Source organism: Chengkuizengella axinellae (assembly GCF_030730905.1).
GTDB classification, from domain to species: Bacteria; Bacillota; Bacilli; order Paenibacillales; family KCTC-33759; genus Chengkuizengella; species Chengkuizengella axinellae.
This window is the reverse complement of record NZ_JAVAMP010000013.1, coordinates 26,547-49,842: the sequence shown is the minus strand read 5'-3', so window position 1 is coordinate 49,842 and position 23,296 is coordinate 26,547. Positions and strand designations below refer to the sequence as shown.

At 34.8% G+C, this 23,296-nt stretch carries 22 protein-coding genes; 7 read left to right on the top strand and 15 right to left on the bottom strand.

The features are described from left to right. The first annotated feature begins 48 nt into the window (after window positions 1-48). A complete protein-coding gene (locus Q5Y73_RS19370) occupies window positions 49-687 on the top strand; it encodes an L-threonylcarbamoyladenylate synthase (RefSeq protein ID WP_305993572.1) in 639 nt (212 codons plus the stop codon). A 66-nt stretch (window positions 688-753) separates the two neighbouring features. Here the strand turns inward: Q5Y73_RS19370 and Q5Y73_RS19365 are convergent, their stop codons facing one another. The 4 genes from Q5Y73_RS19365 to Q5Y73_RS19350 all read right to left on the bottom strand — a co-directional run bounded on the left by Q5Y73_RS19365 (window position 754) and on the right by Q5Y73_RS19350 (window position 4,336). Further along, complete coding sequence (locus tag Q5Y73_RS19365) at window positions 754-1,452, bottom strand: hypothetical protein (protein WP_305993571.1); 699 nt, start codon at window positions 1,450-1,452, stop codon at window positions 754-756. Between the two features lie 34 nt (window positions 1,453-1,486). Further along, a complete protein-coding gene (locus Q5Y73_RS19360) occupies window positions 1,487-2,206 on the bottom strand; it encodes a hypothetical protein (RefSeq protein WP_305993570.1) in 720 nt (239 codons plus the stop codon). A gap of 218 nt (window positions 2,207-2,424) precedes the next feature. Beyond that, window positions 2,425-3,654, bottom strand: a complete 1,230-nt coding sequence (locus Q5Y73_RS19355) for an NADH:flavin oxidoreductase/NADH oxidase family protein (protein WP_305993569.1) — start codon at window positions 3,652-3,654, stop codon at window positions 2,425-2,427. A gap of 103 nt (window positions 3,655-3,757) precedes the next feature. Next, window positions 3,758-4,336 (bottom strand): TetR/AcrR family transcriptional regulator, encoded by a 579-nt coding sequence (locus Q5Y73_RS19350; RefSeq protein ID WP_305993568.1) that lies wholly within the window; start codon window positions 4,334-4,336, stop codon window positions 3,758-3,760. Window positions 4,337-4,584: 248 nt separating this feature from the next. On the opposite strand from Q5Y73_RS19350, the gene Q5Y73_RS19345 reads away from it, so the two are divergent. Then, window positions 4,585-6,354: a B12-binding domain-containing radical SAM protein gene (locus tag Q5Y73_RS19345; RefSeq protein WP_305993567.1), complete on the top strand. Its 1,770-nt coding sequence runs from the start codon at window positions 4,585-4,587 to the stop codon at window positions 6,352-6,354. A 235-nt stretch (window positions 6,355-6,589) separates the two neighbouring features. Here the strand turns inward: Q5Y73_RS19345 and Q5Y73_RS19340 are convergent, their stop codons facing one another. Next, window positions 6,590-7,123 carry a hypothetical protein gene (locus Q5Y73_RS19340; RefSeq protein WP_305993566.1) on the bottom strand — a complete coding sequence of 178 codons (534 nt, stop codon included), beginning with the start codon at window positions 7,121-7,123 and terminating at the stop codon, window positions 6,590-6,592. A 221-nt stretch (window positions 7,124-7,344) separates the two neighbouring features. Between Q5Y73_RS19340 and Q5Y73_RS19335 the strand changes: the two genes are divergently transcribed. Together Q5Y73_RS19335 and Q5Y73_RS19330 are read left to right on the top strand one after the other, a co-directional pair. After that, window positions 7,345-7,980, top strand: coding sequence for a TetR/AcrR family transcriptional regulator (locus tag Q5Y73_RS19335; RefSeq protein ID WP_305993565.1), 636 nt, complete (start codon window positions 7,345-7,347; stop codon window positions 7,978-7,980). 3 nt (window positions 7,981-7,983) lie between these two features. Then, complete coding sequence (locus Q5Y73_RS19330; protein WP_305993564.1) at window positions 7,984-8,661, top strand: MBL fold metallo-hydrolase; 678 nt, start codon at window positions 7,984-7,986, stop codon at window positions 8,659-8,661. Window positions 8,662-9,417: 756 nt separating this feature from the next. Here Q5Y73_RS19330 and Q5Y73_RS19325 read toward each other — a convergent pair. Next, window positions 9,418-10,932: an L-lactate permease gene (locus Q5Y73_RS19325; RefSeq protein WP_305993563.1), complete on the bottom strand. Its 1,515-nt coding sequence runs from the start codon at window positions 10,930-10,932 to the stop codon at window positions 9,418-9,420. Window positions 10,933-11,074: 142 nt separating this feature from the next. On the opposite strand from Q5Y73_RS19325, the gene Q5Y73_RS19320 reads away from it, so the two are divergent. Then, window positions 11,075-11,665, top strand: a complete 591-nt coding sequence (locus Q5Y73_RS19320; RefSeq protein WP_305993562.1) for a helix-turn-helix domain-containing protein — start codon at window positions 11,075-11,077, stop codon at window positions 11,663-11,665. Between the two features lie 218 nt (window positions 11,666-11,883). Here Q5Y73_RS19320 and mnmM read toward each other — a convergent pair whose 3' ends face one another. Together mnmM and mnmL are read right to left on the bottom strand one after the other, a co-directional pair. Continuing rightward, entirely contained in the window at window positions 11,884-12,459 is a 576-nt protein-coding gene (gene mnmM / locus Q5Y73_RS19315) for a tRNA 5-(aminomethyl)-2-thiouridylate-methyltransferase MnmM (RefSeq protein WP_305993561.1), read from the bottom strand. A gap of 57 nt (window positions 12,460-12,516) precedes the next feature. Then, window positions 12,517-13,467 carry a tRNA modification radical SAM protein MnmL/YtqA gene (gene mnmL / locus Q5Y73_RS19310; RefSeq protein WP_305993560.1) on the bottom strand — a complete coding sequence of 317 codons (951 nt, stop codon included), beginning with the start codon at window positions 13,465-13,467 and terminating at the stop codon, window positions 12,517-12,519. A 590-nt stretch (window positions 13,468-14,057) separates the two neighbouring features. On the opposite strand from mnmL, the gene Q5Y73_RS19305 reads away from it, so the two are divergent. Then, window positions 14,058-14,231, top strand: coding sequence for a hypothetical protein (locus Q5Y73_RS19305; protein WP_305993559.1), 174 nt, complete (start codon window positions 14,058-14,060; stop codon window positions 14,229-14,231). A gap of 91 nt (window positions 14,232-14,322) precedes the next feature. Here Q5Y73_RS19305 and Q5Y73_RS19300 read toward each other — a convergent pair whose 3' ends face one another. The 4 genes from Q5Y73_RS19300 to Q5Y73_RS19285 all read right to left on the bottom strand — a co-directional run bounded on the left by Q5Y73_RS19300 (window position 14,323) and on the right by Q5Y73_RS19285 (window position 19,092). Further along, window positions 14,323-14,796 (bottom strand): (2Fe-2S)-binding protein, encoded by a 474-nt coding sequence (locus Q5Y73_RS19300; protein ID WP_305993558.1) that lies wholly within the window; start codon window positions 14,794-14,796, stop codon window positions 14,323-14,325. Window position 14,797: 1 nt separating this feature from the next. After that, the gene (locus Q5Y73_RS19295) at window positions 14,798-15,679 is read right to left on the bottom strand and encodes an FAD binding domain-containing protein (protein ID WP_305993557.1); all 882 of its coding nucleotides are present in this window, start codon (window positions 15,677-15,679) and stop codon (window positions 14,798-14,800) included. Then, the gene (locus Q5Y73_RS19290; RefSeq protein WP_305993556.1) at window positions 15,666-17,996 is read right to left on the bottom strand and encodes a xanthine dehydrogenase family protein molybdopterin-binding subunit; all 2,331 of its coding nucleotides are present in this window, start codon (window positions 17,994-17,996) and stop codon (window positions 15,666-15,668) included. Before Q5Y73_RS19290 ends, Q5Y73_RS19295 begins: the two co-directional genes overlap by 14 nt. A 208-nt stretch (window positions 17,997-18,204) precedes the next feature. Then, window positions 18,205-19,092 (bottom strand): LysR family transcriptional regulator, encoded by an 888-nt coding sequence (locus Q5Y73_RS19285; protein ID WP_305993555.1) that lies wholly within the window; start codon window positions 19,090-19,092, stop codon window positions 18,205-18,207. Window positions 19,093-19,248: 156 nt separating this feature from the next. Here Q5Y73_RS19285 and thrC point away from each other — a divergent pair, with 156 nt between their 5' ends. Further along, window positions 19,249-20,511, top strand: coding sequence for a threonine synthase (gene thrC / locus Q5Y73_RS19280; RefSeq protein ID WP_305993554.1), 1,263 nt, complete (start codon window positions 19,249-19,251; stop codon window positions 20,509-20,511). On the opposite strand, the gene Q5Y73_RS19275 is transcribed toward thrC, so the two are convergent. The 3 genes from Q5Y73_RS19275 to Q5Y73_RS19265 form a co-directional block, all read right to left on the bottom strand. Beyond that, entirely contained in the window at window positions 20,503-21,147 is a 645-nt protein-coding gene (locus Q5Y73_RS19275; protein ID WP_305993553.1) for an NTP transferase domain-containing protein, read from the bottom strand. The genes thrC and Q5Y73_RS19275 overlap by 9 nt on opposite strands. Further along, complete coding sequence (locus Q5Y73_RS19270) at window positions 21,144-22,175, bottom strand: XdhC family protein (protein ID WP_305993552.1); 1,032 nt, start codon at window positions 22,173-22,175, stop codon at window positions 21,144-21,146. Before Q5Y73_RS19270 ends, Q5Y73_RS19275 begins: the two co-directional genes overlap by 4 nt. Before the next feature lie 328 nt (window positions 22,176-22,503). Beyond that, window positions 22,504-23,244 carry an SDR family oxidoreductase gene (locus Q5Y73_RS19265; RefSeq protein WP_305993551.1) on the bottom strand — a complete coding sequence of 247 codons (741 nt, stop codon included), beginning with the start codon at window positions 23,242-23,244 and terminating at the stop codon, window positions 22,504-22,506. Between the last annotated feature and the right edge of the window lie 52 nt (window positions 23,245-23,296).

The window sequence follows — 23,296 nt, the reverse complement described above, 5'->3', positions numbered from 1 at the left end:
TAAATTGCTGATATGATGAAATCAAACTCAATATTAGGAGGGGAAGGAATGGAATCCTTAACAAAAATATTAGAACCAACAAAAGGGAACTTCGAACTAGCTGCAAATTGTGTGAAAGATGGAGGAGTAATTGTTACTCCAAGTGATACAAATCTTGCTTTGACTTTAAACCCATGGTGTGAAGATTCGATTGATCGTGTTTTTAAAATAAAAAATAGACCAGCAACATCTCCATTAACGTTATTTTTATTAAATCCGGAAGAGTGGCAGGACTACGCTGATGTCGATGACATTGGAATGATCCAAACTTTAGTTGAAGCTTTCTGGCCAGGTCCATTGAATATCATATTACGCAAAAAGGAAACTGTTCCTAGCAAAATGGTGTGCGGTGGGGAAACAATAGCCATGGGATGTTTGAGCAATCCGATTTGGAAAGGATTTATGAAACAACTGAAAACTCCTGTAGCTATGACATCTGCTAATCTGTCTGGTAAAGCTAATGGTGTTCTAGTAGATTTAAAGATCGTAATGAAACAAATTGGTCATAAAGTGGACTATATATTAGACGGTGAACCTCAGGGAACAACGAAGTCCAGCACTATTATAGATTTATCAGGTAATGACCCAATAATAACTAGATACGGGGATATTTCTCTTCATCAAATAAATAAAGTATTGAATTTTTAAAAATTATCACTCCTTATATTTAAGTAGGAGTGATAATTTCTTTAGTACAACGAATAACTAGGTTTATCATTTGGATTCTAATTTTGCCTCATCCATAATCATCATAAAATCGATATTATAATCTCTATTTGAATATCCATTACCATTCACAGAGTTTCCTGGAAACGTTTGATTGCCATACTGATCATAAGAAGTCCAACCATAATATATGTAATATTGAGAGAAACCATAATGATTAAAAAAACTAAATGATTGAACAGGTTCAATATTCCTATAAGATTTGATGATTTGAGTCCAATCTTCTGGTATTGATATAGCTCCATATGAATTTTCTTTCAGGGAGATGGTTTCTTCCATTTGAACTTTAGGATGATATCTTTCGACTCCATCTGCAATTCGATATCCTCTATCCTTTAGTAGATGGAATTTGATTGTTTCCAATTGGTCGTCTGGATGTATATTCCATACAATAAAATGCGTAGAGGGGTTTTTCTCTTTTATGTTCCAGACTTCAGGAGAACCAGTTGTATTAATATTTACTAATTCCCATTTATGTTTCGTCCAAATCCAATAACTTACTCCATATTCATCTTTACTAGATATAAAGGGAATAAATATATGTTTTTCATCCAGTCTGATTTTGTCTTGAATATGAGCTACATTTGCTGCTGGAAAAACACGGTTCATTTTCTCTACTAATTGTTTATTGGATGGGATATCATCAGGATTGGCTAAATAAAACCAATAATATAGGGATATCATCATGAATATGCTAATAACAACCAGGATGGGAGTGATTTTATTTCGATTCAGCGCGATTTCCCTCCTTTAAAAATGAATGTTCCGAACGAAAATAGAATTGTTTGTTTTCTGTCTGCAGTATTAAACCTTTTCCATCGTTTTCAATATATATAACTGCATGAGAGCCACTTCCCCATTTTGGTAAAGTTTCAATTAATAAGTATGGAAATCTTTCCTCTTTTTTCAATAAAATAACATCCTCATACCATTGAGCGCTATCGATATTTACTTGTTTTATTGCATCTAGTTGCTCTAAAAGCTTATCTTTATTTAAACTAACGTTTTCTGCTGAAGGATGACTGTGAATAATCTCTGCATGATCTATATTTGAAACAAAAGTTGAAATATCATTTGTAGGATATAAGGTTTGGTAGATCGGGATGTAGATTAGTGTACAAAGAATAAATACAAAATTACTCAAAAAACCGATCCAAGCAAAAGAGCGATAAGTCTGCCAACTTGTCTGTTTTCTTTTGAAAATCAAGTACAAGACCCAAACTCCGAGTGGTAGTAAGGGGATCTTTAATAAAGAATCTGTTATAATCCAATCGATAGATAAAGAAAATAAGCCAACATATGTAATCACGATTACTTTCCATACTTTTGGTTTATGTTGTGACTTTTTATATGTACGAAATACGAGAAAAGCAATCATACTCCAACCTATACTAGTTGTTAATAAAGAAATGAGATTCATAGTATGAATAGAGAAGTCCATTTTTAAATTGCAATCTCCTTTAATAATATAAAATCAAAAATATTAAGATAACTATACTAAAAATCTAAAAAAATTCATATAAAAATGATTAGGATAGAAAAAGGTTAATTCATTTACATATGTAAGCTCAAGCAGTTTTTTGCTTGAGCTTAAAAATATTATTAATTGGTAAAATTGCTTATGTTTTTAAAACGAGGATTAGTTTTATACGATGAGGATCATCTCGCTCTTCGTAGCTGAAAAACTTCCTTTCCGTTTTTAATAATAGCTTGAAACAATGAAAACCAAATAGAATAGTTTGGTCTCACATGTTTACCTAAACCGATTCTTTCTAGCTGTTGGGCATACCAAGTGGATTCCAACAAAGAACTATCATCGATTGCTCGAATCCCAGTTTGTTTAGGTGTAATTTCTACTTTTTGTACTTTATTCTGTTTCATTTGATTTGGTAATTCAGGACAGACAGCAAAAGGGCGGGCTAAACCAATGAAATCAGTTGCGTTGGTGTGAATCGCTTCTTCCATTCCTGTTTTGGTTCGAAATCCCCCAGTGACCATGATTGGGAAATTTACGGATAAACGAAGCTTTTCTGCAAAATCGAGGAAATAAGCTTCCCGCTTTTTCGTACTTTCTTTAACATTTCGTCCTGTCATTTGAGGACTCTCATAAGATCCTCCCGAAATTTCCAGCAAGTCAACACCTTCTTTTTCCAGATGCTCAGCTACATAGATGCACTCTTCTTCAGTAAAACCTGCTTTCATGAAATCGGCAGAATTCATTTTCACAGCTATAGAAAAATCTCCTATTGTTTGATTGCGTATTTCTCGATAGACTTCAAGCAAAAACTTCATTCTTCCCTTGATATCTCCACCCCATTCATCTTTTCTTTGATTATGTCTTGGGGATAAGAACTGACTAATCAAATAACCGTGTGCAGCATGGATTTGAACACCAGTAAAACCCGCTTTTTGAGCAAGCTTTGCACTGTAACCGAATCGTTGTATGATTTTGAGAATTTCTTCATGTCTTAATTCTCTGGGTGGTGCAACAAACCGACTGATGTCTCCTTCAAGTGGAATAGCAGAAGGGGCAACGGATTCATCTACAATGCCTTTAAAGGTTTGTTTCCCTGGATGGTTTAATTGCATCCAGAGATGTGTATTGTTTTTCGTGCCTCTTTTAGCCCAGGTTTCTAAAAAAGGAAGAACTGCCTCATTGTCTACAACTATATTCCTCGGCTCTGCAAGGGCACTTCGATCTACCATTACATGTCCAGAAATAACAACACCTGCTCCGCCATCTGCCCACTTTTCATATAGTTTAAATATTTTTTCACTTGGTTGATTTTGTGCATTTGCAAGTGCTTCACTCATCGCGGCTTTAATAAAACGATTTTTGATGACTGTGCCATTTTTTAATGTGAATTCGTTAAATAAAGGTGAATTCATTTTTTCTCACTCTCCTTCACAGCTTGATTTTCACCTAATTAGGTCCATGTTAATAGTTCATATTACTTGTTTGAATGTTCATTCAAATTGAATCTAAAAAAAATTACTCTTTTTTTGTCAAGTATGTCTCTAGCATCTTAGCAAAGGTTTCATATGCCAAATCCGCTTCAAATTCTGGATCGACCATCATTTGCAATGATAATCCATCCATCACAGCTGTTATGATTCTTGCCAATCCTTGTATATTGTGATCTTCAGTAATATGAAGTCTAGATAGTTCATTTATCGTTTGCTCGCGATCCATTTTTGAACTTCTTGTAATTTCTTGAGCTCCTCTTTCGGAACGCAGGCCAATTGCAAATAACTCAAATCTTAAACGGTGCCATTCGGGTTGATCCAGTACTAGCTTTTTAGGAACCTGCAGCGCTTCTTGAATAAATTTTTGAGACATAGGAATGTCTGAAAGCTTCGATAGCTCTTCGCTATACCTACAGCTTTCTTCATGGAATAATGCAAACAACAAATCTTCTTTACTCTCGAAATAGTAGTTGATCAATCCTTGAGCGACTCCTGCTTCTTTGGCTATTTGCTTCATAGAGGTTTTATCATAACCTTGCTCTGCTAAAACTTTATAGGCAGCATCCACTATTTTCTGCTTTGTATCACTGTCTTGTTTTTTCATTGGTTCTGCTACACCCTCTTTGTTTGAACGTTCATTCAAAAATATCAAATCGCATGAATATTGTCAAGAACTGTACCATTTTTTACATGTTGAAAAAAACACAGGGACATTGCTTTTGCTTCAAAGAATGGTACCATATGTTTTAGGTGAAAATAATATGAAGTACCCTAGAAGAATTTAAATTGTGAATTCATGTAAACACCTGTATTTTAACTGACAATAATTTAGAAATTGAGGTATTTATATAGATGAAAGTGGTAGTATCTACGTTAAATGCAAAATATATCCATACCTGTCTAGCATTGCGTTACTTAAAAGCATTTAGTGAAAAAGATTTTGATATACAAATGGCAGAGTATACGATTAAAGATCCTGTGATGAACATTGTGTCTGATCTTTATCAGAAAGATGCTGACGTGATTGGGTTTTCATGTTATATCTGGAACATTGAAGAGACGATCACCGTGATCGAGATGTTAAAGAAAATAAAACCAGAGTTGAAAATTGTATTAGGTGGACCTGAAGTATCTTATGACACAGATTATTGGATGAAGCGGATACCTGAGGTTGATTTTATCGTGATGGGAGAAGGAGAGGAGACCTTCCACCATCTTTTAACAGAAATTAAAAAGGATCAAAAATATCATTTTGTTTACGGTGTAGCTTACAGAAAAGAAGAGGAAGTCATCATCAATCCACCTCGACCAAAATTAGATTTAAATGAAATTCCAACGCCTTATCGTTTTAAAGAAGATTTACCTGATGTAACAAATCGAATCGTTTATTTTGAAACGAGCAGAGGTTGTCCTTTCAGCTGCCAGTTTTGTTTATCTAGTATTGAAGTAGGTGTTCGTTATTTTGATATGGAAAGAACAAAGGCGGATTTGTTATTTTTGATTGAATCAGGTGCAAAGCTGATTAAATTCGTAGATCGAACGTTTAACATTAAAAGAGCTTACGCGATGGAGGTCTTTGAATTTTTAATTGATAATCATCAAGGATGTGTATTTCAATTTGAGATTACTGCAGACATTATGCGCCCAGAAGTGCTTGATTATTTATCTGAAAATGCACCAGAAGGTATCTTCCGTTTTGAAATTGGTGTGCAGTCTACAAATGATGAAACAAACGATTTAATTCAGAGACGTCAAAATTTTGAGAAGCTATCCAGAACCGTAACAAAGGTGAAAGAAAGTAAAAAAATAGATCAGCATTTAGACTTAATCGCTGGATTGCCTAAAGAAGATTATAGTTCTTTTAGAAAAACCTTCAATGATGTGTTTGAACTACGACCTGAGGAATTGCAATTAGGGTTTTTAAAAATGCTTCGTGGAACAGGGATGCGTAATACAGCTCATAAACATGGATATAAGTATATGGATCGAGCCCCATATGAAATGCTGGAAAATGATATTATGTCTTTTTCAGACATCGTTCGGATTAAAAGGGTAGAGGACGTATTAGAAAAGTACTGGAATGCGCATCGCATGGATCACACCTTAGAATATTTAATACAACATGAATTTGAGTCTGCGTTTGATTTTTTCCAAGAGTTTGGGGACTATTGGGAAGCACAAGGATGGCAAAAAATTGGTCACCAGCTCGAAAGCTTATTTTCAAGATTAATGTCATTTTTGAAACATAGAAGGACAGAGCGTTTAGCTGTAATAGAAGGTCTTATGAAACTTGACTATTTTCTAAATCATAAATATAAACCTCGTAAAATCTGGTGGGAGCAGACACTAGATAAAAAACAGCATGCACATTACATGAAGTGGATCGCTGAACAACCTGAGGTTGTTTCTGAATCCTTTGCCCAGCTGAATATGAGTGAAAAGGAAATGTTTAAACATGTTGTGCTTGAGGTCTTGCCATTCGATTATCAAACTTTTTCGGAGAAGGGCATCATTGATACTGAATCCAGTACGTTGCTTATTGTAACTTATCAAACTGGTGTGAATAAACAGACAAAGACCTATATTATTAAACTACACAATGAGCTGAAATTGCATGTATAAAGTGAGCCAATAGACTGCTTTTCACCTGATAAGATCATCTAACTTTCAGTTGGAGAAATAAAAACTCCCACTGAAGTTGGATTCTCTTTATAGAAAGCTATTTAATAAGTTTAATTTAATGTTTGTAATAATGATACTCACCTCGAAGATAACATGCCACATTTGCCATAGGATCTTCGCAACAAGCGCATTCCCCTTTCTTTCAGTATTATTTTTTGTTAACACATCTGTACTTCTATTTACTTTTTAATTCCTTAAATCTTGTGATAAAGTTTGTATTGCTAGAACTATTAGAAGGACTAATCCTAGTCATGGCACAAGTTGAAAAGAACATAGGTGTGTTCTCCACTACTAATCCGAATACAATGCCCTCTCCAACTTGTTGAATTAAAACTCCTGGTGCGGGAACTGCTTCTGGGCTAGAGATGAATTCTATATCAAAAGGCTGCCCTTCCCTCATTCTAGAACGTGCCACGTTTGTCATAGGCTCTTCGCAACAAGCACATAGTCCCTTGTTGTTTGTTTGAATCGGTTTTAAAGGAAATGGAGTAAAAGCGGAGGGAGCTATTGAAACGGCAGTAATGTTACAAATCGCAAATTTCCCTCCTTCTTCTGTAAATACAATAAAGTCTTCTACTCTTGAAATTGTTACTCCTATAAAACCTTCTGAGCGGGTGAAAAGTTCAACCTCTTGCCTCTCTAATGCTTTTAATACACATTGCATCGGACAGACGCAACAATCGCAAATGGTTTTGTCGAAAACGCTCATATTATTCACTTCCTTTCAAATTGGTAGTTAACACAATATTTTATGAACAAATAGGATCATTTGCTTGGATATTTACAACTAATGTTATGAATTCCGCATAAGTGTATGATGAAAGCAGGGTTTCCATATTTTTCTTGACAAATAATATAACCATCGGTTATATTATAACCAACGGTTAGTAACCAGTGGTTATAAAATAATGATAAGGATGACATTTTTAAATGACAAAAAAAATAGAGCTTCGTTCAGAAGAAACAAAAAGATCTATTCTAGCTGCATCAAGTAAATTATTTACCGAAAAAGGATTTAGTGCGGTTAGTATAAGAGAAATTGCTAAACAAGCGGGCTGTTCACATACGACGATATATATTTACTTTAAAGATAAGGAGGCGTTATTACATGCTATATCTATGCCGCTGCTAGAGGAATTAAAACAAAAGTTTCAACATATTTTAAATCATTTAGAACAACCATCCGAAGCTAAGCTTTATGAAATTAGCATTGAATTTATCCATTTTTGTTTAATTCATCAAAGCATGTACAAAATCTTGTTTCAAACACAAACAACGAGAGTGGATGAGAAAGAACCAGAATCAAATTTAAATAAACTCAGAAATGAATTGTTTGAACTGTTAATGCAATCTCTTCAAAAGAGTCTTGGACTAAAAACAGAGAGTGAGGAGTTGTTAGAATACACTCGTATTTATTATTACACATTGCAGGGGATTGTTACTACGTACTCTTTTTCTAATGAACCTTTGAATCAGATTATGAAAAGATTAAATACAACCTTTGAATCTGCTTTTGAGGTGTTGTTGCTAGGTTTTAAACAAAAATTAAATATTGGAGTTGATTGAAATATGAAAGTAACTAAAGTTTCAGAGCATATCTATAGTTTGAAAACATGGTTAGGGTTTCCAATCCACGTATGGATTGTTGTAGAAGAGGATGGAGTCACTTTAGTAGATGCAGGCATGCCTGTGATGTCAAAGGGAATTTTAAACTTCATTGATGAATTAAAAGCAGGTCCGCTAAAAAGAATCGTATTGACTCATGGTCATGGAGATCATGTGGGAGCGATTGAAAAAATCCTCAAAGTAAATTCAGTTCCTGTTTTTGCTCACTCCTCAGAATTTCCATATATGGAGGGTGATATGCCTTATCCTAGAAGAAAAAAAGCTGCAGAAAGTGTAAAAAAAGGAGTAGCTCAACCACTACCAACTAACGACAAAGGAGAATTGCTTGCAATGGGTCAATTAGTGCCTTATCATACACCTGGTCACGCACCAGGGCATGTTGTTTATTATCATAAACAGGACCAGGTTATATTAGCTGGAGATTTATTCACTTCAAAAAACGGCAAATTGCATAGACCCATTCCAATGTTCACAGCTGATATGCAGGAGGCTGTTAGGAGCAGTGAAGTTGTACGTCAATTGAAACCTGTTCGATTGGAAGTATGTCATGGGAATCCAGTGTTTAATCCTGTAGATCATTTAGATGAGTATATTGCAAAAACAACAGAGGCCGTTTCATAATATTGTGATATTAGGTACTATATTTTTTGGCGTACTTTTTAAAGAAGAGCGCCTTTCTTTTCTCCCTCTTTTCGCTGACTAGGAGCACATTATTGATAGATATAAATTTCCTTTCCCTGTTTTTAGTTTTGATGAGTTATTTTTGGAATATCGAAATGTTTTATTTTTTGAAGTGAACCATGTGATAAATACGTCTAAATTGAATCTTCAGGGAGGGTAGCCTTTTCTGCCTTTTAAAGATCTCTTAGAAGCTGAAAAACAGCTTTTACATATTATAAATCAATCAATTTATCCTTCAAGTGAATTAAGATCACCAAAACGTTTATAAAGTACTGTTTCACCTTTGAAGAAAATTAGGTGTTCGTAGGATCTCCATAGTGCTGTTGCTATTTTTTGAGCTGTAAAGGAATCTATATTATCCTTGAATTTTTTTGTAGTGGTTTAACGTCTGCATGAAATGAGTATTCATTAAGATTATATTCATTTCGCAAATCATTAAGATTTTTTTGCCAAATTGACATTTAAATCTTTGATTTTAAGTAGAGATTCTTGATATTTTTTTGTTTTAATCATTTTTTTATAACGTTCTTGAGTTATATTTATTAATGAATTGTAAATTTTTCTTCCAATTTCAAAACGTTGTTTAGAATATCCTTTTGATATAGTTCTGGTTTTAAAGGGAAAGTTAAACAAAAATTGCTCAATTGAAATACACCTCGTTTACTATTCATGTTTTTCAGTTGCTTTCAGCATATCTTACATTTGATTTATGATTGTGTAGATGATTAGCTCTATGATAATAATAATTAATGTTCCAAAACCTACTAATCCCATTTTCTTTTGAATCTCATTCTCTTTATCTCCTATTTTACAGACCGATGTTCCTAATGCTACCCTAGATGGATTAACCATTGTCATAAGAGATGAACTTGTATTTTGAGTAGTAGCCAATAAAACAGGTGATAGACCAATTTGTACAGCAGTTTGAGTTTGTAACCTAATAAACATTGAGTTCGAAGCGGTGTTACTTCCTGTAAGGAAACCCCCAATCGCTCCTATAAATGGTGATATGTAAACAAAAAAGTATCCAAATGATTCTGCTGCTAAATTAGAAAGTACTTGAAACATTGTGGCTTCTGTCATGATTTCAGATACACTAACGAACAAAAATGTAGTTATAATGACCGGGAGACATTTTTTTATGGTTAGATTTACACTATCCACAATTTCCTTTTTGTTTAATCTAAATAAGAAAATTGCAAATAAACAACTAAGTATTAGAAAAAAGCCAGGTGAATAGAGTAAAGGAAGTTCAAAATTGTATTTTGAAATTGATATATTTAAATAACGATTTAAATACTCATTAACTGGTGATATGATTCTGGAAGCGAATAAAGATATGATTAAAAATAAATATGGAGTTATATGTTTAATAAAAATAAGTTTTCCGTTTTTTTCTTCAATATTCTTTGTTGTTATTGCTTTATATTGATTTCTATTTCTAATTTTTCTAATTTGAACGAAAGAATAAACAGCTAACATTACGGTTAATGAACCAAATAAACCAGCAAGTTCAACACTTGCAAAATTATTACTTATCCAAACAGAAATACCTAGTAATAATCCTATAGTTACTACTTCAGCAATTCTTTTTATTAATTCTTTTTTACCTACAGCAATATAAGATACTAATATAGAAAAGTATACAAATAATGGTATCATCATGATTGAGGTACCTACACCCATTGCTTCTAAAGAGACTCCACCTAATGTCGCTCCAATGATGGTCCCCATCGCTAAAGTACCCCATGGAATAATAACTAGACTTATTAAAGAAATAAGAGTTGATTGTACAGCATTAAATCCTAATGCTAATAATATAGGTGCAATGACTACTACTGCTAAACCAAATCCACTTACTGCTTCTACTAAAGGAGATAAACCTAATGCTAATATGAGGACTTGATAAATACGATCATCTGTTGAAGAAGCAATGGATGATGCGATACCTTTTATGGCTCCAGCTTTCTCCATGATGTGAAACAGCAGAATACCGAAAAATAAAATATAGACTATAATGGATGTAGTGAGGGAACTTTTTATGATTGGTTCAGGAAGTAATATTATGCTAGTATTAAATTTGGGTGAAATGGCGATGATCGCTGTGATTATACAAGAGACGATTCCTGTATAAATGGATGATTTTTTTAAAACAAAAATCATAAATAGAATGATGATGATTGGGAATAAGGACAAAATAATTTCTAACAAAAAAAAACACCTCTTTTTTTAAACTGTAGTATAAATATAAATTTCACTATAGCGATTTAAATTCACTATAGTGAAATATTCTAAACTATAGTTGATTTTTTTTCCACTATTTTTTAAAAAATTATTAAAAGGGAGGTTGAGTATGGTATTTGGAAAAAAAGTGAAAACGCTTAGAAAAAGCCGTGACATGACTTTAAAAGAACTTTCGATCTTGAGTAATGTTAGTTCATCAATGTTGTCTCAAATTGAACGTGAGGAAAAAAATCCAACAATACAAGTTGCTTGTCAAATTGCTGAGGCTTTGAATACAACATTATCCTACTTACTAGATGAGCAAGAGGATAAGGATATAATTCTTTTGAAGAAAGCTCAACGTCCTATTTATGTTGACGAGAAATCAGGATTTCAAAGGCATTTATTATCTCCGTCTTTAAGTTCACAAGGAATTGAATTTATATTGAATATTATTCCTCCATTCAGTGAGTCAGGAGTTTTCCCTGCTCATAAAGTTGGTGTAAAAGAAAATATATATATTTCTAAAGGTAGATTAGATGTTGAATTAGGGGGAGGCAGTTTTAGCGTGGAACTTGTTGAGGGAGATTCGTTTTATTTTGCAGCTGATACCGAACATCGATTTATTAATTTAAGTAATGAAGAATGTCACTATTTCTTAGTCATTGATTCAACACATTACAGAGGAGGCAGTTCTACATTACCAAAGGACAATAAATAAAAAAATGATTTTAAATAAACCCTGCCATTATTTTATTAAATAAATGGCAGGGTTTATTTAGTTATACATTAATTTTAATATTGAAGTACAACTGCAACTCTGGAATAAAATAGGGAAAAGGTTTGGATTTAACCTCCACCTTTGAGATGGTGGAGGTATTGTTTTTTTAGAAGGTTGAATTGTGTTTGTATTTTAATCTTAATAAATAAACGATCACATCATCTTTTCAAAATAGCAATTAAATAAGGTGGATTATTTTTCTGATTCAAAAATTGATAGCTCAACACTTGATAATACTGCTGAGGTAAATTTTGAACCCACGTCAGTACTGCATCAGCCTCTTCTTCACCGCCTGGATGTCCAGAATATACAACTATGGTGATGATTCCATCCTTTTCTAAAAATAATAGTGAGTGCTGTAGAGCCCGAATAGTTGAATCTTGCTGTGTGATGATACTGTGGTCGCCACCAGGCAAGTAACCCAAATTAAACGTGATAGCAGATACTTTTTCATGCATAGAAGGGGGCAATACCTCTAGCATTTTATCGTGACTATTATTAATTAAGTGAACATGCTCTAAAGATAAATTTGCTTCAGATAATCGTTTTAACGTGTTTTCGATTGCAGTACTCTGAACATCAAACCCACAAACAATTCCGTTGTCACCGACTAATTTTCTAAGAAATAATGTATCATTCCCATTTCCAACTGTAGCGTCAATAACAATATCTCCAGGTTTAACTCGATCCTGTATTAATTTATGTGTCTGACCTAATATTGATAAAAAGCCCACGATGATTCCCCCATTTTCCCGAAGTTGCAATCCATTTTAAAAATATTACTAAGCCCCTTAATCGGTCCAATATTTCCCTTGCCAAGTATTCCGATTCTTTAATTCTGCATCAATGGCATTGAGTACTTCCCATTTTTTTAAGCTCCACTTTGGTCCAATTAATAAATCTCTAGGCGCATCACCTGTAAGTCGATGAACAATCATCTCAGGAGGAAGAATTTCTAAAGTATCAACGATTAGTTTGATATATTCATCTTTCTCAAGAAAACGAAGCAAACCAGCTTCCCATTGTTTTACCATTGGTGTTTTTTTCATTAAATGGAGCAGATGAATTTTAATCCCTTGGACATCCATCTCTGCAACAGCTTTACCAGTCCCCAACATCATCTCATGTGTTTCCTCAGGAAGGCCATAAATAATATGAGCACAAACACGAATATTGTGTTTTCTTAATTTTTCAACTGCTTCCAAATAACACTGGGTATCATGTGCACGATTAATGAGAGTTGATGTGCTTTCATGTACAGTTTGCAATCCCATCTCGACCCAAAGATAAGTTCGCTCATTCAATTCGGCTAAGTATTCAATAACATCATCCGGCAGACAATCAGGTCGGGTTGCAATGGATAAACCAACAACACCTGGTTGCTTTAAAATGACTTCATAGTACTCTCGAAGCTCTTCTACAGGGGCGTAGGTGTTCGTGTAGGCTTGAAAATAACCAATGTATTTAGCATTAGGCCATTTTTGATGTTGTTTGTCTCGTATTGTATCAAATTGAGTGACTAAATCATCTCTACGGCTTCCAGCAAAATCCCCCGATCCTCTAGCACTGCAAAAAGTACAGCCCCCGGTTGCAATCTTTCCATCTCTATTAGGACAAGTAAAACCAGCATCCAACATGACCTTAAAAACTTTTTCGTTAAAAGTATTTCGCATTTCAACATTCCATGTATGAAAACGTTTCTCTCCCCAGAGGAGAGGCGTGTTTTGTTCGATTGATTCCATGATAATCTCCTTTGTTTCGTATGACCAATATTTAAATATATATGAATATTACGATTAATGATATCTTATCATTCGATCTGCGGGTATGAAACCTACTTCGATTAGCAATAATTGTAATATGCGCCAACGCATAAACTTAAGCCCCACACCCTTGCAGTAAAGGTCTGAGTGAATAATCAAATTCATTCATGCGCTGACAACTTATGATTCTGCTAACAATAAAGTATATTATGTTTTCTATATAAAAACTTTGATGAAATAATCGTATCTAGAAGATGACCCAAGCTTATCTTTCTTGAATTAAGCATATATGGTCATTCATGTAGGTATAAAGTCTATTGTAGCTGAAAAAATGGCTTTTGCAAAATACAAAAGGTAGAGTCAAAAAAGGATAGAAAAAGAGTGAAAAAAAACTTAAAAATAATTCAAATTTACACTTGTAAAACCTTACATAGTGTGTTAAATTAAAAAGTGTAAGGATCCTTTAATACCAATTGATTTAGCTGATTCGCATCATGGATGTAAACGCTTTTATTTGTTTTGCTTTCAGTATGAATTTGCTGAAAGAAAATCTTTGTGAGGTGATCCAAATGAATGAAGTTAAAGTCCCTAATGGGAACGAGAAAATTAAGATTGAATTAACGATGAAGGAAGCTATAGCATTGACAGGCATTCGTTTTAATCAACAACCAGAATTGTTGATAGAGGCTAAGAAAAAGTTAATGCATACAATTGAAGAAAATAAAAAAATGAATATACATTAATTAATGGAAAGCTCCCGAGGGGGCTTTTTTTTATAACATACATCTCCGAATAGTGGCTGATAGGGGATTTTGTTATAACACAATGTTTTTTTCACTTATTCGAATGTAAAACTGACTTCACTGCTTCTTCAATTTCTTTATAGCCAGTACATCTGCAAATATTGGATTCAAGCCATTCTTCAATGACCTCATCGCTTGCATTAGGGTGTTTTTGAATTAGAGCATTACAATTCATGATAAAGCCTGGTGTGCAATAACCGCATTGAAAAGCAAAATGCTCAACAAAGCTTTTTTGAATAGGTGTATCTTTTAAACCTTCGATGGTAGTAATATTCTTATCAATGGCTTCAATAGCCAACATCAAACAAGATTTTATGGGTGTACCATTAATATCAATGGTGCAAGCACCACAATCCCCGTTATAACAACCAGGTTTGGATCCCGTTAATCCGAGTTGTTCTCTTAGAACGGATAAGAGGATATCCGAGGGACTAATAACTACAGATCGCTCCTCTTGATTTACATTCAAATAAAACTGATGTTTCATGCCTTCGGATAGACTCATATTATTGAACCTCCAGTGTACTTAATACATGTTGCAATGTGTTTTTCATTACAAACTTTCTATATTGTGCTGACCCTTCAAAATCGTCTAGGATGGGTTCTGGTAGATGTGATGTAGCTAGATCAACTTTTTGTTCAAGAGACAGATGCTGTTGGTTTAAATCTCTTTCAATTTCTTCAGAGCGATAAGGAAACGGGTTTAAACCACTAAATGCAATTTGGATACGTTCATAGTTGGTTAATGATTGGTTTGAGGAATTTTCAATGAAGGAAGAAGATGGCTTTTTAGCAGCTGTAACGGTAATTAGAGGATAACCTGTATCCCATTGTTGCCTTTTTTTTATACTGATGAATGGCAAGTGAAGGTCCGCTTTTTCTGTGATCATTTGAACTAGGAACTCTCCTTTTTTTAAATGAAGATGTTGGTGAAAAACTTGTTGTATAGGCATTGTTTTTATTCCATGAATCCCTGCTATAACAACTTGACTGTTTGAAATTAAAAAAGGTAATATTGCCTCGCGATAAAAGATTTGACCGCAAATGTTTCCACCAATTGTGATTTTGTTTCGAGCAGTACGATCTGCAATTTCTTGAATGGTTTTAGTTAAAAGCGGATAAAAGTTGGATTCTTCAATTTCAGTTAAGGGAAGACAAGCTCCCAAGACCAATTGATCCTTTTCGAGATGTAGAACATTACATTCTGGAATGGATTTGATATCAATAATGGCTTTTGTATACAGTATATTGATGCGTGCAAGGGAGATGATTTCTGTGCCTCCTGAATAATAAATTGGCTGTTTTTCCTCAGTGTCCAACCTTTGGAATAATTGGACTGCCTCATGTATAGAAGAGGGTTTATAATATTCAAAATTAAAGGGAATCATCTACAGCACCTTCTTTCGTTTTCCAAATTAATTCTGGAATAAGGGGCAGTTGATTCAAATCTACTTCTGCAGCTGCAGATAAACTATTTGCCAAAGCGGCGGGCATACCTATTAAACCGTGTTCTCCTGCACTACGGGCACCGTAGGGTCCATCAATGACAGGAGTTTCAACAAACTCTACTTCATACTTTGGATGTTCACCATATCGAAGTGGTCGATAGGTTCTTAGTTGGGGATTAAGGATTCTTCCAGCTTGATCAAATTGGAATGTTTCTCTTCCCGCAAAACTAATCCCCATGCTCATTCCGCCGATGATTTGACCTAAAGCTGTTTTTTCATTTAATACTTTTCCAACATCTACAACAGTTGCTGCTCGAATGACGTTATAGGTGTAATCTAATAGATCGAATTCCAACTCTATGCCTTGTGCCGCAACAGTCCATTCTGGACCAGGATTTCCAGCTCCTGTTTCTGGATCTAAATAAGTTACACGTCTTTGAATATATGTTCCTCTCCCAATGATTTGACCGCCAATGGCATTTCCATTAGGATACATATATCCATAACAAATGTCCTTTATATTTAAAAATATATCAGGGGTATCTTTTAAATAAACTTTCCCTAATCCAACCTCTAAATCTACTTTGGAGCATCTTAATATACATGCGGTCAGATCTTTTAATTGCCTAATAATATCATCCGCAGCATTAAGAAGAGCCCTTCCAGCCATAAAACTACCTCGGCTTGATACCGTTTTCCAATGATCAGGAGTGGACTTAGTATTCACTTCCATCTGAACATAAATTTGACGAACGTCCATTTTCAATTTTTCCGCCAACATTTGAGCGAGAACGGATTTGGTCCCTGTTCCGATTTCTACAACCCCAGAAATGATGTTGATGCTACCGTCTGGATTAAAAGTAAGAGTAACACCAGAACTCGCATCAGGATCTATTGTTGAGTTTTTCCATGTGCAGCAGATTCCTTTAGATCGAACTTTTGTATTGCTGACCTGCTTGATACTACCTTCATCCCAATTCATGATTTTTTTTAATTTTAAAATGCACTCAGATACATTTCCTACGTTGCTTTTATTCACGGCTAGTTGTGTAGGTGTTGTATCTCCAGGTTTAATTGCATTGATCAACCTAAGTTCAATTGGATCCATTTTCAATTTTTTTGCCAACATATCCATCGTTCTTTCGAATACAAACATCACCTCTGAATGTCCAAATCCTCTAAAAGGTGCAGCATAAGGATGGTTTGTATACATACATAGAGCGTCGCATTGAATATTGTTGATACGATAAGGTCCTGTACAATCCACAGCGCCTGCACGACTGATGTCAACTGCTTTATCAGAATATGCTCCGCCATCAAATAAATATAATATTTCAGCAGCTTGGAGTACTCCATCCCTTGAGCATCCGAGTTTTATGGTTGCATCTAATCCTATATGTACAGGAGAAGTAATTAAATCTTCTTCTCTTGAGTTTAAAATTTTGACTTTTCTGCCATGGACGGCTTTTGAAGCTAAATAAGCTATAAGTTCTAATTGAACAGAAGCTTTTCCCCCATAAGCACCGCCTACTAACGGTACATTTACAACGATCTTTCCTATATCAATATGGAAATAAACATGCAATAATTTTTTTATCATAAAAGGAGATTGGGATGAGGAGGTGATTACAACGGTTTCATCCTCACGAATTTCTGCAATCACACACCTTGTTTCCATCGCAGCATGATCGGACGGGGAAAAGGAGAAATCAGCCTCAACAACAATTTCAGTCCGCTGCCAACCTAACTCCATATCACCTTTACGGATCTTTGTGCGATTTGCTATGTTTGTATTTACTTCTGGATATACGTTTTTAATACGTTCATATGAATCTATATTTTCATGAACTACAGGAGCATTGTTCTCATATGCTTGATTAGGAGAATTCACAACAGGAAGAGGTTCGTAGTTGACTTTGATTAAGCTTGAGGCTCTTTTAGCAATAGCTGGACTGTCAGCCACAATAACAGCAACAACTTCTCCACAATAACGGACTTTATCATAGGCAATGGGAGGACGATCGCGAATTTCTTCTCCAGTGAGAGGGAATTTTTCTCCTGCCAGTATAGCCCGCACACCAGGTATTTTCCATGCTTCAGATAGATCAATGTGCGTTATATTTGCATGCGCGTAGGGGCTGATTACCATTTTTGCATGAAGCATAGGCAAGGAGAGATGATCAGAGGTATACTTGGCTGTGCCAGTAACTTTATCCAAAGCTTCTTTACGAATGATACTCTTTCCAATCGTCTCCATCCATTTTCCCCCTTTAAAAGGTTCACCTGATAAGGTCATCTAACTTTAACGTTTACACCCTTGCTAAAACTACCATGTCCATGTGGTAATAGCAGGGTCAGTGCATCCGGTACTAGTCTGAGAGTTAGATTCTCTTTATTATTAATGTATTAGGGGAGATAATGGTTTAATACTTTATCGGAATGCAATTAAATGAAATAATATAAGATCAAGTTAGTAAAGATTTCGTCACATTTATGAATTTTTGTGTACTCACACTAAGCGTATCATTTTTTCTAGTACAAATTGAAATGGGGTTTTTCAAGAGGATTCCCTCTACATGAACCTTTGCTAGATCTCCTCGTTGAATATGTTCTGCAACCTCAAGAGATGAAACAAATGTAATGCCAAAACCTTCAAGTACAGCTCTGATCGTTTCATTTATACCATTCATTTGCAATCCAATAGTAGGTTGACCAACATTGTACACATTGCATATTGAAAGAAGTTTTTCTCTTGCCCAGCTTCCTTTTTCTCTAAAAACAAACGGTTCATGAATAATTTCTCCCAAAGAAACGGATTTAGAAGCGAGTTTATGATCTTTATGCACTACAAACCACATTTCATCTTCAAACAGTACGGTTCTGTTGACAAGTGGGTGAAGTTCTTCTTGTCCTCCTATAAAGGCCACTTCTGTTTCATAATTGATTAAGTGTATTAATGCATGGTGTGAATTAGTTGTGGTTAATTCAATTTGAATATGAGGAAATTTACGTTTATACTCTGCGATCCATTTTGGGAGTAAAAAGTTTGCAGGAAGATAGGTGGCTGCGATGTGTAATTTCCCAACTAAACCTTCTTTCATTTGTTTAACCTGTGTTTCAATTTCCGATTCAAGTGAATACAGTCTTTTAGCTTGTTTTGCAATCTGTTTTCCCTCTTCAGTCAGTAAGATCCCACGCCCTTTTGGAGCAATTAAAGTGAACCCAATTTCCTGTTCTAGTTTTTTAATTTGTGATGTTACAGCGGGTTGACTGATATTGAGCTCCTGTGCAGCGAGAGTAACACTCTTATGTTCTGAAACCATATAAAACAACCTTAATCCATGAAGGTTCATTTCCTCACCTCTATTCATAAGTAAAAGTTATTAATAGTAAAGAAAGATATATTATATTTATCTGATTTTAGTTGTTATTGTAATATTGTAGCGGTTCTTATGCAATAACATTTATATATAGAGAGGTGAGAGGGATTAAGTTCATATCCCGAAAAAATGAAGATACGTTGTATTGATTGTGAGAAGCAATTCTTTTTCGACCGATCTCAATATCGATGTTCATGCGGAGGTTTGTTTGATATTATGCAAGATTTTAAAAATGTTGATGTTGATGCATTGAAGAATTTATTTCATCAACGACTTTCAGAGCGGATGACCTGTTATACAAGTGGAGTTTGGAGATATAAAGAACTTATTTATCCTGAATTACCTGATCATTTCATTGTTTCTAAAAATGAAGGTAATACAGGTTTGTATACTTCAGAATTGGTCAATCAGTACACTGGACTTAGGAAGGTTTGGTTAAAAGCTCAAAGTGAAAATCCTAGTGGTTCATTTAAGGATAACGGGATGACTGTTGCAGTTTCACACGGTAGATCATTAGGATATAAGAAATATGCGTGCAGTTCTACTGGGAATACCTCTTCTTCATTAGCGATGTATGCTGCGATGTCTAATGTTGAATCGTATGTATTTGTTCCAAATCAACATATCTCAATGAATAAAGTTTTACAAACGTTAGCTTATGGTGCAAAAGTTTATTCTTTTGAAGGAACTTATGATGATGGTATTCAATTTTTAGAGAAAAATAGTGAACATCTTGGTCTATATGTTTGTAATTCAATTAACCCTTTTAGAATTGAAGGTCAAAAAAGCATCGTATATGAAGCAGCACAATATTTGAATTGGGAATTGCCTGAATGGATTATTGTCCCTGGAGGAGCATTAAGCAATGCATCAGCTTTAGGGAAAGGACTTTATGATTTATTTACACTTGGATTTATAAATAAATTACCTCGAATAGCTATAATACAAGCGGAAGGTGCAAGTCCTTTTCATAAAATGTTCATCGGTCATGAAAATGAGATAGAGCCAGAATCGTCACCTTACACCCTTGCTTCTGCATTAAATATTGGTAACCCTCCTAGCTGGAAAAAAGCACTGCAATCTCTTATTGATACAAACGGGGTCTCCATTTCAGTAACAGATGAAGAGATTCTTGATGCAAAGGCGATTGTTGATAAGAGTGGTGTAGGATGTGAACCAGCATCAGCTGCGACCATTGCAGGTATACATAAACTGATTTCAGAAAGAGTGCTACATAAAGATGAGACTGCATTGTGCATATTGACAGGGAATATCTTAAAGGATACTGAGATATTGAATGACTATCACTTAACAGATCAAGTGCATGCTGCTTTTCAAAACAAGGTGCAGCCATATGATTTGACTACAGAAAGTTACAAAAGTCTATTCTAAAGTTCCTTTTATATTGTTAGCGTATAAATAATCCTCTATTGTATCCACATCTAAAAAGGGAATTGGGTTTTCAAAATGAAGGACAATTCCTTTTTCTCTCCATTCTTTTTTTCTTAATATGTACCGTGCACCTTTATCACCTTCTAAGTGCATAAGTAGCCTAAACATTTTATGTGAACATAGGATAGGTGGTCTTATTGTATTTTGATAAGAAGAAGCAATAAAATAAGCTGACTTTTGATTCATGTACTCATCGATGATGCTATTGATCATTTCTACAGTGATGAAAGGTTGATCAGCTAGCATGATCATAATAGCTTCTGGTTTTAATTCCAATGCCTTATGCAGACCGCATTTGATTGAACCTGATTGACCTTCAGCTGAAGATTTACAACGAAGATGAGTCCATTTGCTTCGATATGGAGCTGAAAGAAAAGTAGGTGAACTCCATCCAAGTGAATCTTCTTCATTTGTTACAACGATAAGGTGGTCCAGTGAAGAGTGCAAAGCGACTTTAAAAGCTATACTACCAAGAGTTTCGTTATAGTTGTCTAATGGTAATTTTAATTTGTTGCATCCCATCCGGCTGCTTTTTCCTGCGGCAAGATAAATTCCTATAACCTGCTTGTTCTTCATCTGCTTACCTCAGGATTTGGAGAGGGATGATTCAAACATTGAATTAACTCAGCAAGAATACTAATGGCAATTTCATGGGGTCCATTTGCTCCTATTGAGAGCCCAATAGGGGAGTGGAGATGTGATGGGATATTAGCATGACCTAATAATTTTCCAGTACGATAACGGGGTCCAAGAATCCCCAAATATCGAAGGTTTTTATGAATAAGGGAAGACAAGATTTCTTGATCTTTTTGAAAATGGTGGGTCATGATAATAATAAAATCATGTGAAGTGAGGTTTAATTGTTCTATTGCTTTTTTGGGAGTTTCTGTGAGGAATTGACTTCCATTAGGAAAGTGGTACTTGTTGCATATTTCAACATTCGAGTCACATACGGTTACGGAATATCCTGTTTGTGCAGCAAAATCAACAAGTGGTTTTACATCGGGTCCTGCTCCAAAAATCACTAATCGGGGTTTGGGTAAAAAAAGATGCGTGTAAATGGGGAGTGGGAAATGATTACTTTTATAAACACCGCTTTGATTTCTTTTTTTAACCTGCATAATAGCAGCTGGCAAATCAACATGCCAATCTCTAAATCTATTTATATAAGAGGAGTAAAAAAAGTTAGAAATTAGCTCTAAATCCTTAGTCAGTGTTTTAATGTGTTGGACAGGAACACCTTCCTCTAGACATTTCTTTAATGTAAGTAGATTTGCCTTAAGTTTTTGATCCACAAGCTCTATGGTAATATATAAATTCCCATTGCACCCTGTTCCTTGTCCCCAAGAGATATCCGTTTCATCACTCATATCATATAGCATTGTGCGAGGATTGCCATCAATAAAAACATCTTTGACTCTGATCGAAAGGTCGCTCTCGAGACAACCTGCACTTAACATCCCTATTTGTGTGCCGTCATCTTGAAAAAGCATCGTGGTTCCTTCTTTTAGATAAGCTGTACCTTCAACATGAATAATAGTGGCCAATACATGACTATTTGATGTGTTCTGAATGGCATTTAAAATTTGATGAATATTTTCCATATTTGACTCGCTCCAATGAAAGAAGATACTTATTTATATTATTGGCAATAGAAGAAAATCACTCAATCCTTTCAGATGTTTATTGGCATATCGAAGTTTTCTTCGCTTCTGTTGATATTATAATAAGCAAGCATGTGAATTCCTTCTTAAACTCACATGCTTTATGTGTGTGCTTGATTTTTTTTAAATTATTTAATTTTATCACGTTCTCAGGCTGTAAGACTCCCTCTTCTTCAAGGGGGAGTCTTACAGCCTATTTTCACCTGATAAGGTCATCTACTTTCAGCGGGTGATATAAAAACTCCCACTGAAAGCAAGATTCTCTTTATTATAGTACTTGAGATGTTGGGCGAACGATGATTTCGTTCACATCCACATGATCAGGTTGAGAAATAGCATAAACGATTGCTTTTGCAATATCTTCACCTTGTAAAGTTTGCGCATCTTTGTATCTCTCTTGAAGATCTTTAATAATATTTTCGTCAGTGATGGTATGCGTTAATTCTGTTGCTACTGCGCCAGGACAAATAATGGTTGTACGAATATTTTGACCTGCTTTTACCTCTTGACGTAATCCTTCTGTGATTGCTCTAACTGCAAATTTAGTACCACTGTAAACAGAGCTTGAAGGCATGACTTTATGACCAGCTACAGATGAGATGTTAATAATATGTCCAGACTTTTGCTCCTCCATGTACGGGAGAACAGCGCCAATTCCATACAGAACTCCTTTAATATTTACATCGACCATAAGATCCCATTCATCCACTTTTCTACTGCTTAAAAATGATAATGGCATAACGCCAGCATTGTTGATCAAGATATCAATTTGACCAAATTGTTCAACTGTAGCTTTTGCTAGAGCTTCCATTTCTGCATAAGAGGTTACATCCGTAACATAGTAAGCAGCTTCGCCTCCATTTTCAATGACTTCAGATTGCAGCTGTTTTAATCTGTCTTCTCTTCTAGCAGCCAACATCACTCGGAATCCCTGTTTAGATAACTCAAGTGCTGTTGATTGACCAATTCCACTGCTTGCCCCTGTAATAATGGCTACTTTTTTTGTCATTATAATCACTCCATTTATACTATTTTAGACTTTTTAAGTTTAATTAGTCTAA

Bases quoted from the DNA above. Each gene is read 5' to 3' on its own strand.
- Q5Y73_RS19290 (WP_305993556.1), bottom strand. From the start codon at position 17,996: ATGGAGACGATTGGAAAGAGTATCATTCGTAAAGAAGCTTTGGATAAA.
- Q5Y73_RS19300 (WP_305993558.1), bottom strand. From the start codon at position 14,796: ATGAGTCTATCCGAAGGCATGAAACATCAGTTTTATTTGAATGTAAAT.
- Q5Y73_RS19295 (WP_305993557.1), bottom strand. From the start codon at position 15,679: ATGATTCCCTTTAATTTTGAATATTATAAACCCTCTTCTATACATGAG.
- Q5Y73_RS19320 (WP_305993562.1), top strand. From the start codon at position 11,075: ATGGTATTTGGAAAAAAAGTGAAAACGCTTAGAAAAAGCCGTGACATG.
- Q5Y73_RS19270 (WP_305993552.1), bottom strand. From the start codon at position 22,175: ATGGAAAATATTCATCAAATTTTAAATGCCATTCAGAACACATCAAAT.
- Q5Y73_RS19350 (WP_305993568.1), bottom strand. From the start codon at position 4,336: ATGAAAAAACAAGACAGTGATACAAAGCAGAAAATAGTGGATGCTGCC.
- Q5Y73_RS19330 (WP_305993564.1), top strand. From the start codon at position 7,984: ATGAAAGTAACTAAAGTTTCAGAGCATATCTATAGTTTGAAAACATGG.
- Q5Y73_RS19275 (WP_305993553.1), bottom strand. From the start codon at position 21,147: ATGAAGAACAAGCAGGTTATAGGAATTTATCTTGCCGCAGGAAAAAGC.
- Q5Y73_RS19340 (WP_305993566.1), bottom strand. From the start codon at position 7,123: ATGAGCGTTTTCGACAAAACCATTTGCGATTGTTGCGTCTGTCCGATG.
- mnmL (WP_305993560.1), bottom strand. From the start codon at position 13,467: ATGGAATCAATCGAACAAAACACGCCTCTCCTCTGGGGAGAGAAACGT.
- thrC (WP_305993554.1), top strand. From the start codon at position 19,249: ATGAAGATACGTTGTATTGATTGTGAGAAGCAATTCTTTTTCGACCGA.
- Q5Y73_RS19335 (WP_305993565.1), top strand. From the start codon at position 7,345: ATGACAAAAAAAATAGAGCTTCGTTCAGAAGAAACAAAAAGATCTATT.
- Q5Y73_RS19365 (WP_305993571.1), bottom strand. From the start codon at position 1,452: ATGATGATATCCCTATATTATTGGTTTTATTTAGCCAATCCTGATGAT.
- Q5Y73_RS19360 (WP_305993570.1), bottom strand. From the start codon at position 2,206: ATGGACTTCTCTATTCATACTATGAATCTCATTTCTTTATTAACAACT.
- Q5Y73_RS19305 (WP_305993559.1), top strand. From the start codon at position 14,058: ATGAATGAAGTTAAAGTCCCTAATGGGAACGAGAAAATTAAGATTGAA.
- Q5Y73_RS19370 (WP_305993572.1), top strand. From the start codon at position 49: ATGGAATCCTTAACAAAAATATTAGAACCAACAAAAGGGAACTTCGAA.
- Q5Y73_RS19355 (WP_305993569.1), bottom strand. From the start codon at position 3,654: ATGAATTCACCTTTATTTAACGAATTCACATTAAAAAATGGCACAGTC.
- Q5Y73_RS19285 (WP_305993555.1), bottom strand. From the start codon at position 19,092: ATGAACCTTCATGGATTAAGGTTGTTTTATATGGTTTCAGAACATAAG.
- Q5Y73_RS19265 (WP_305993551.1), bottom strand. From the start codon at position 23,244: ATGACAAAAAAAGTAGCCATTATTACAGGGGCAAGCAGTGGAATTGGT.
- Q5Y73_RS19345 (WP_305993567.1), top strand. From the start codon at position 4,585: ATGAAAGTGGTAGTATCTACGTTAAATGCAAAATATATCCATACCTGT.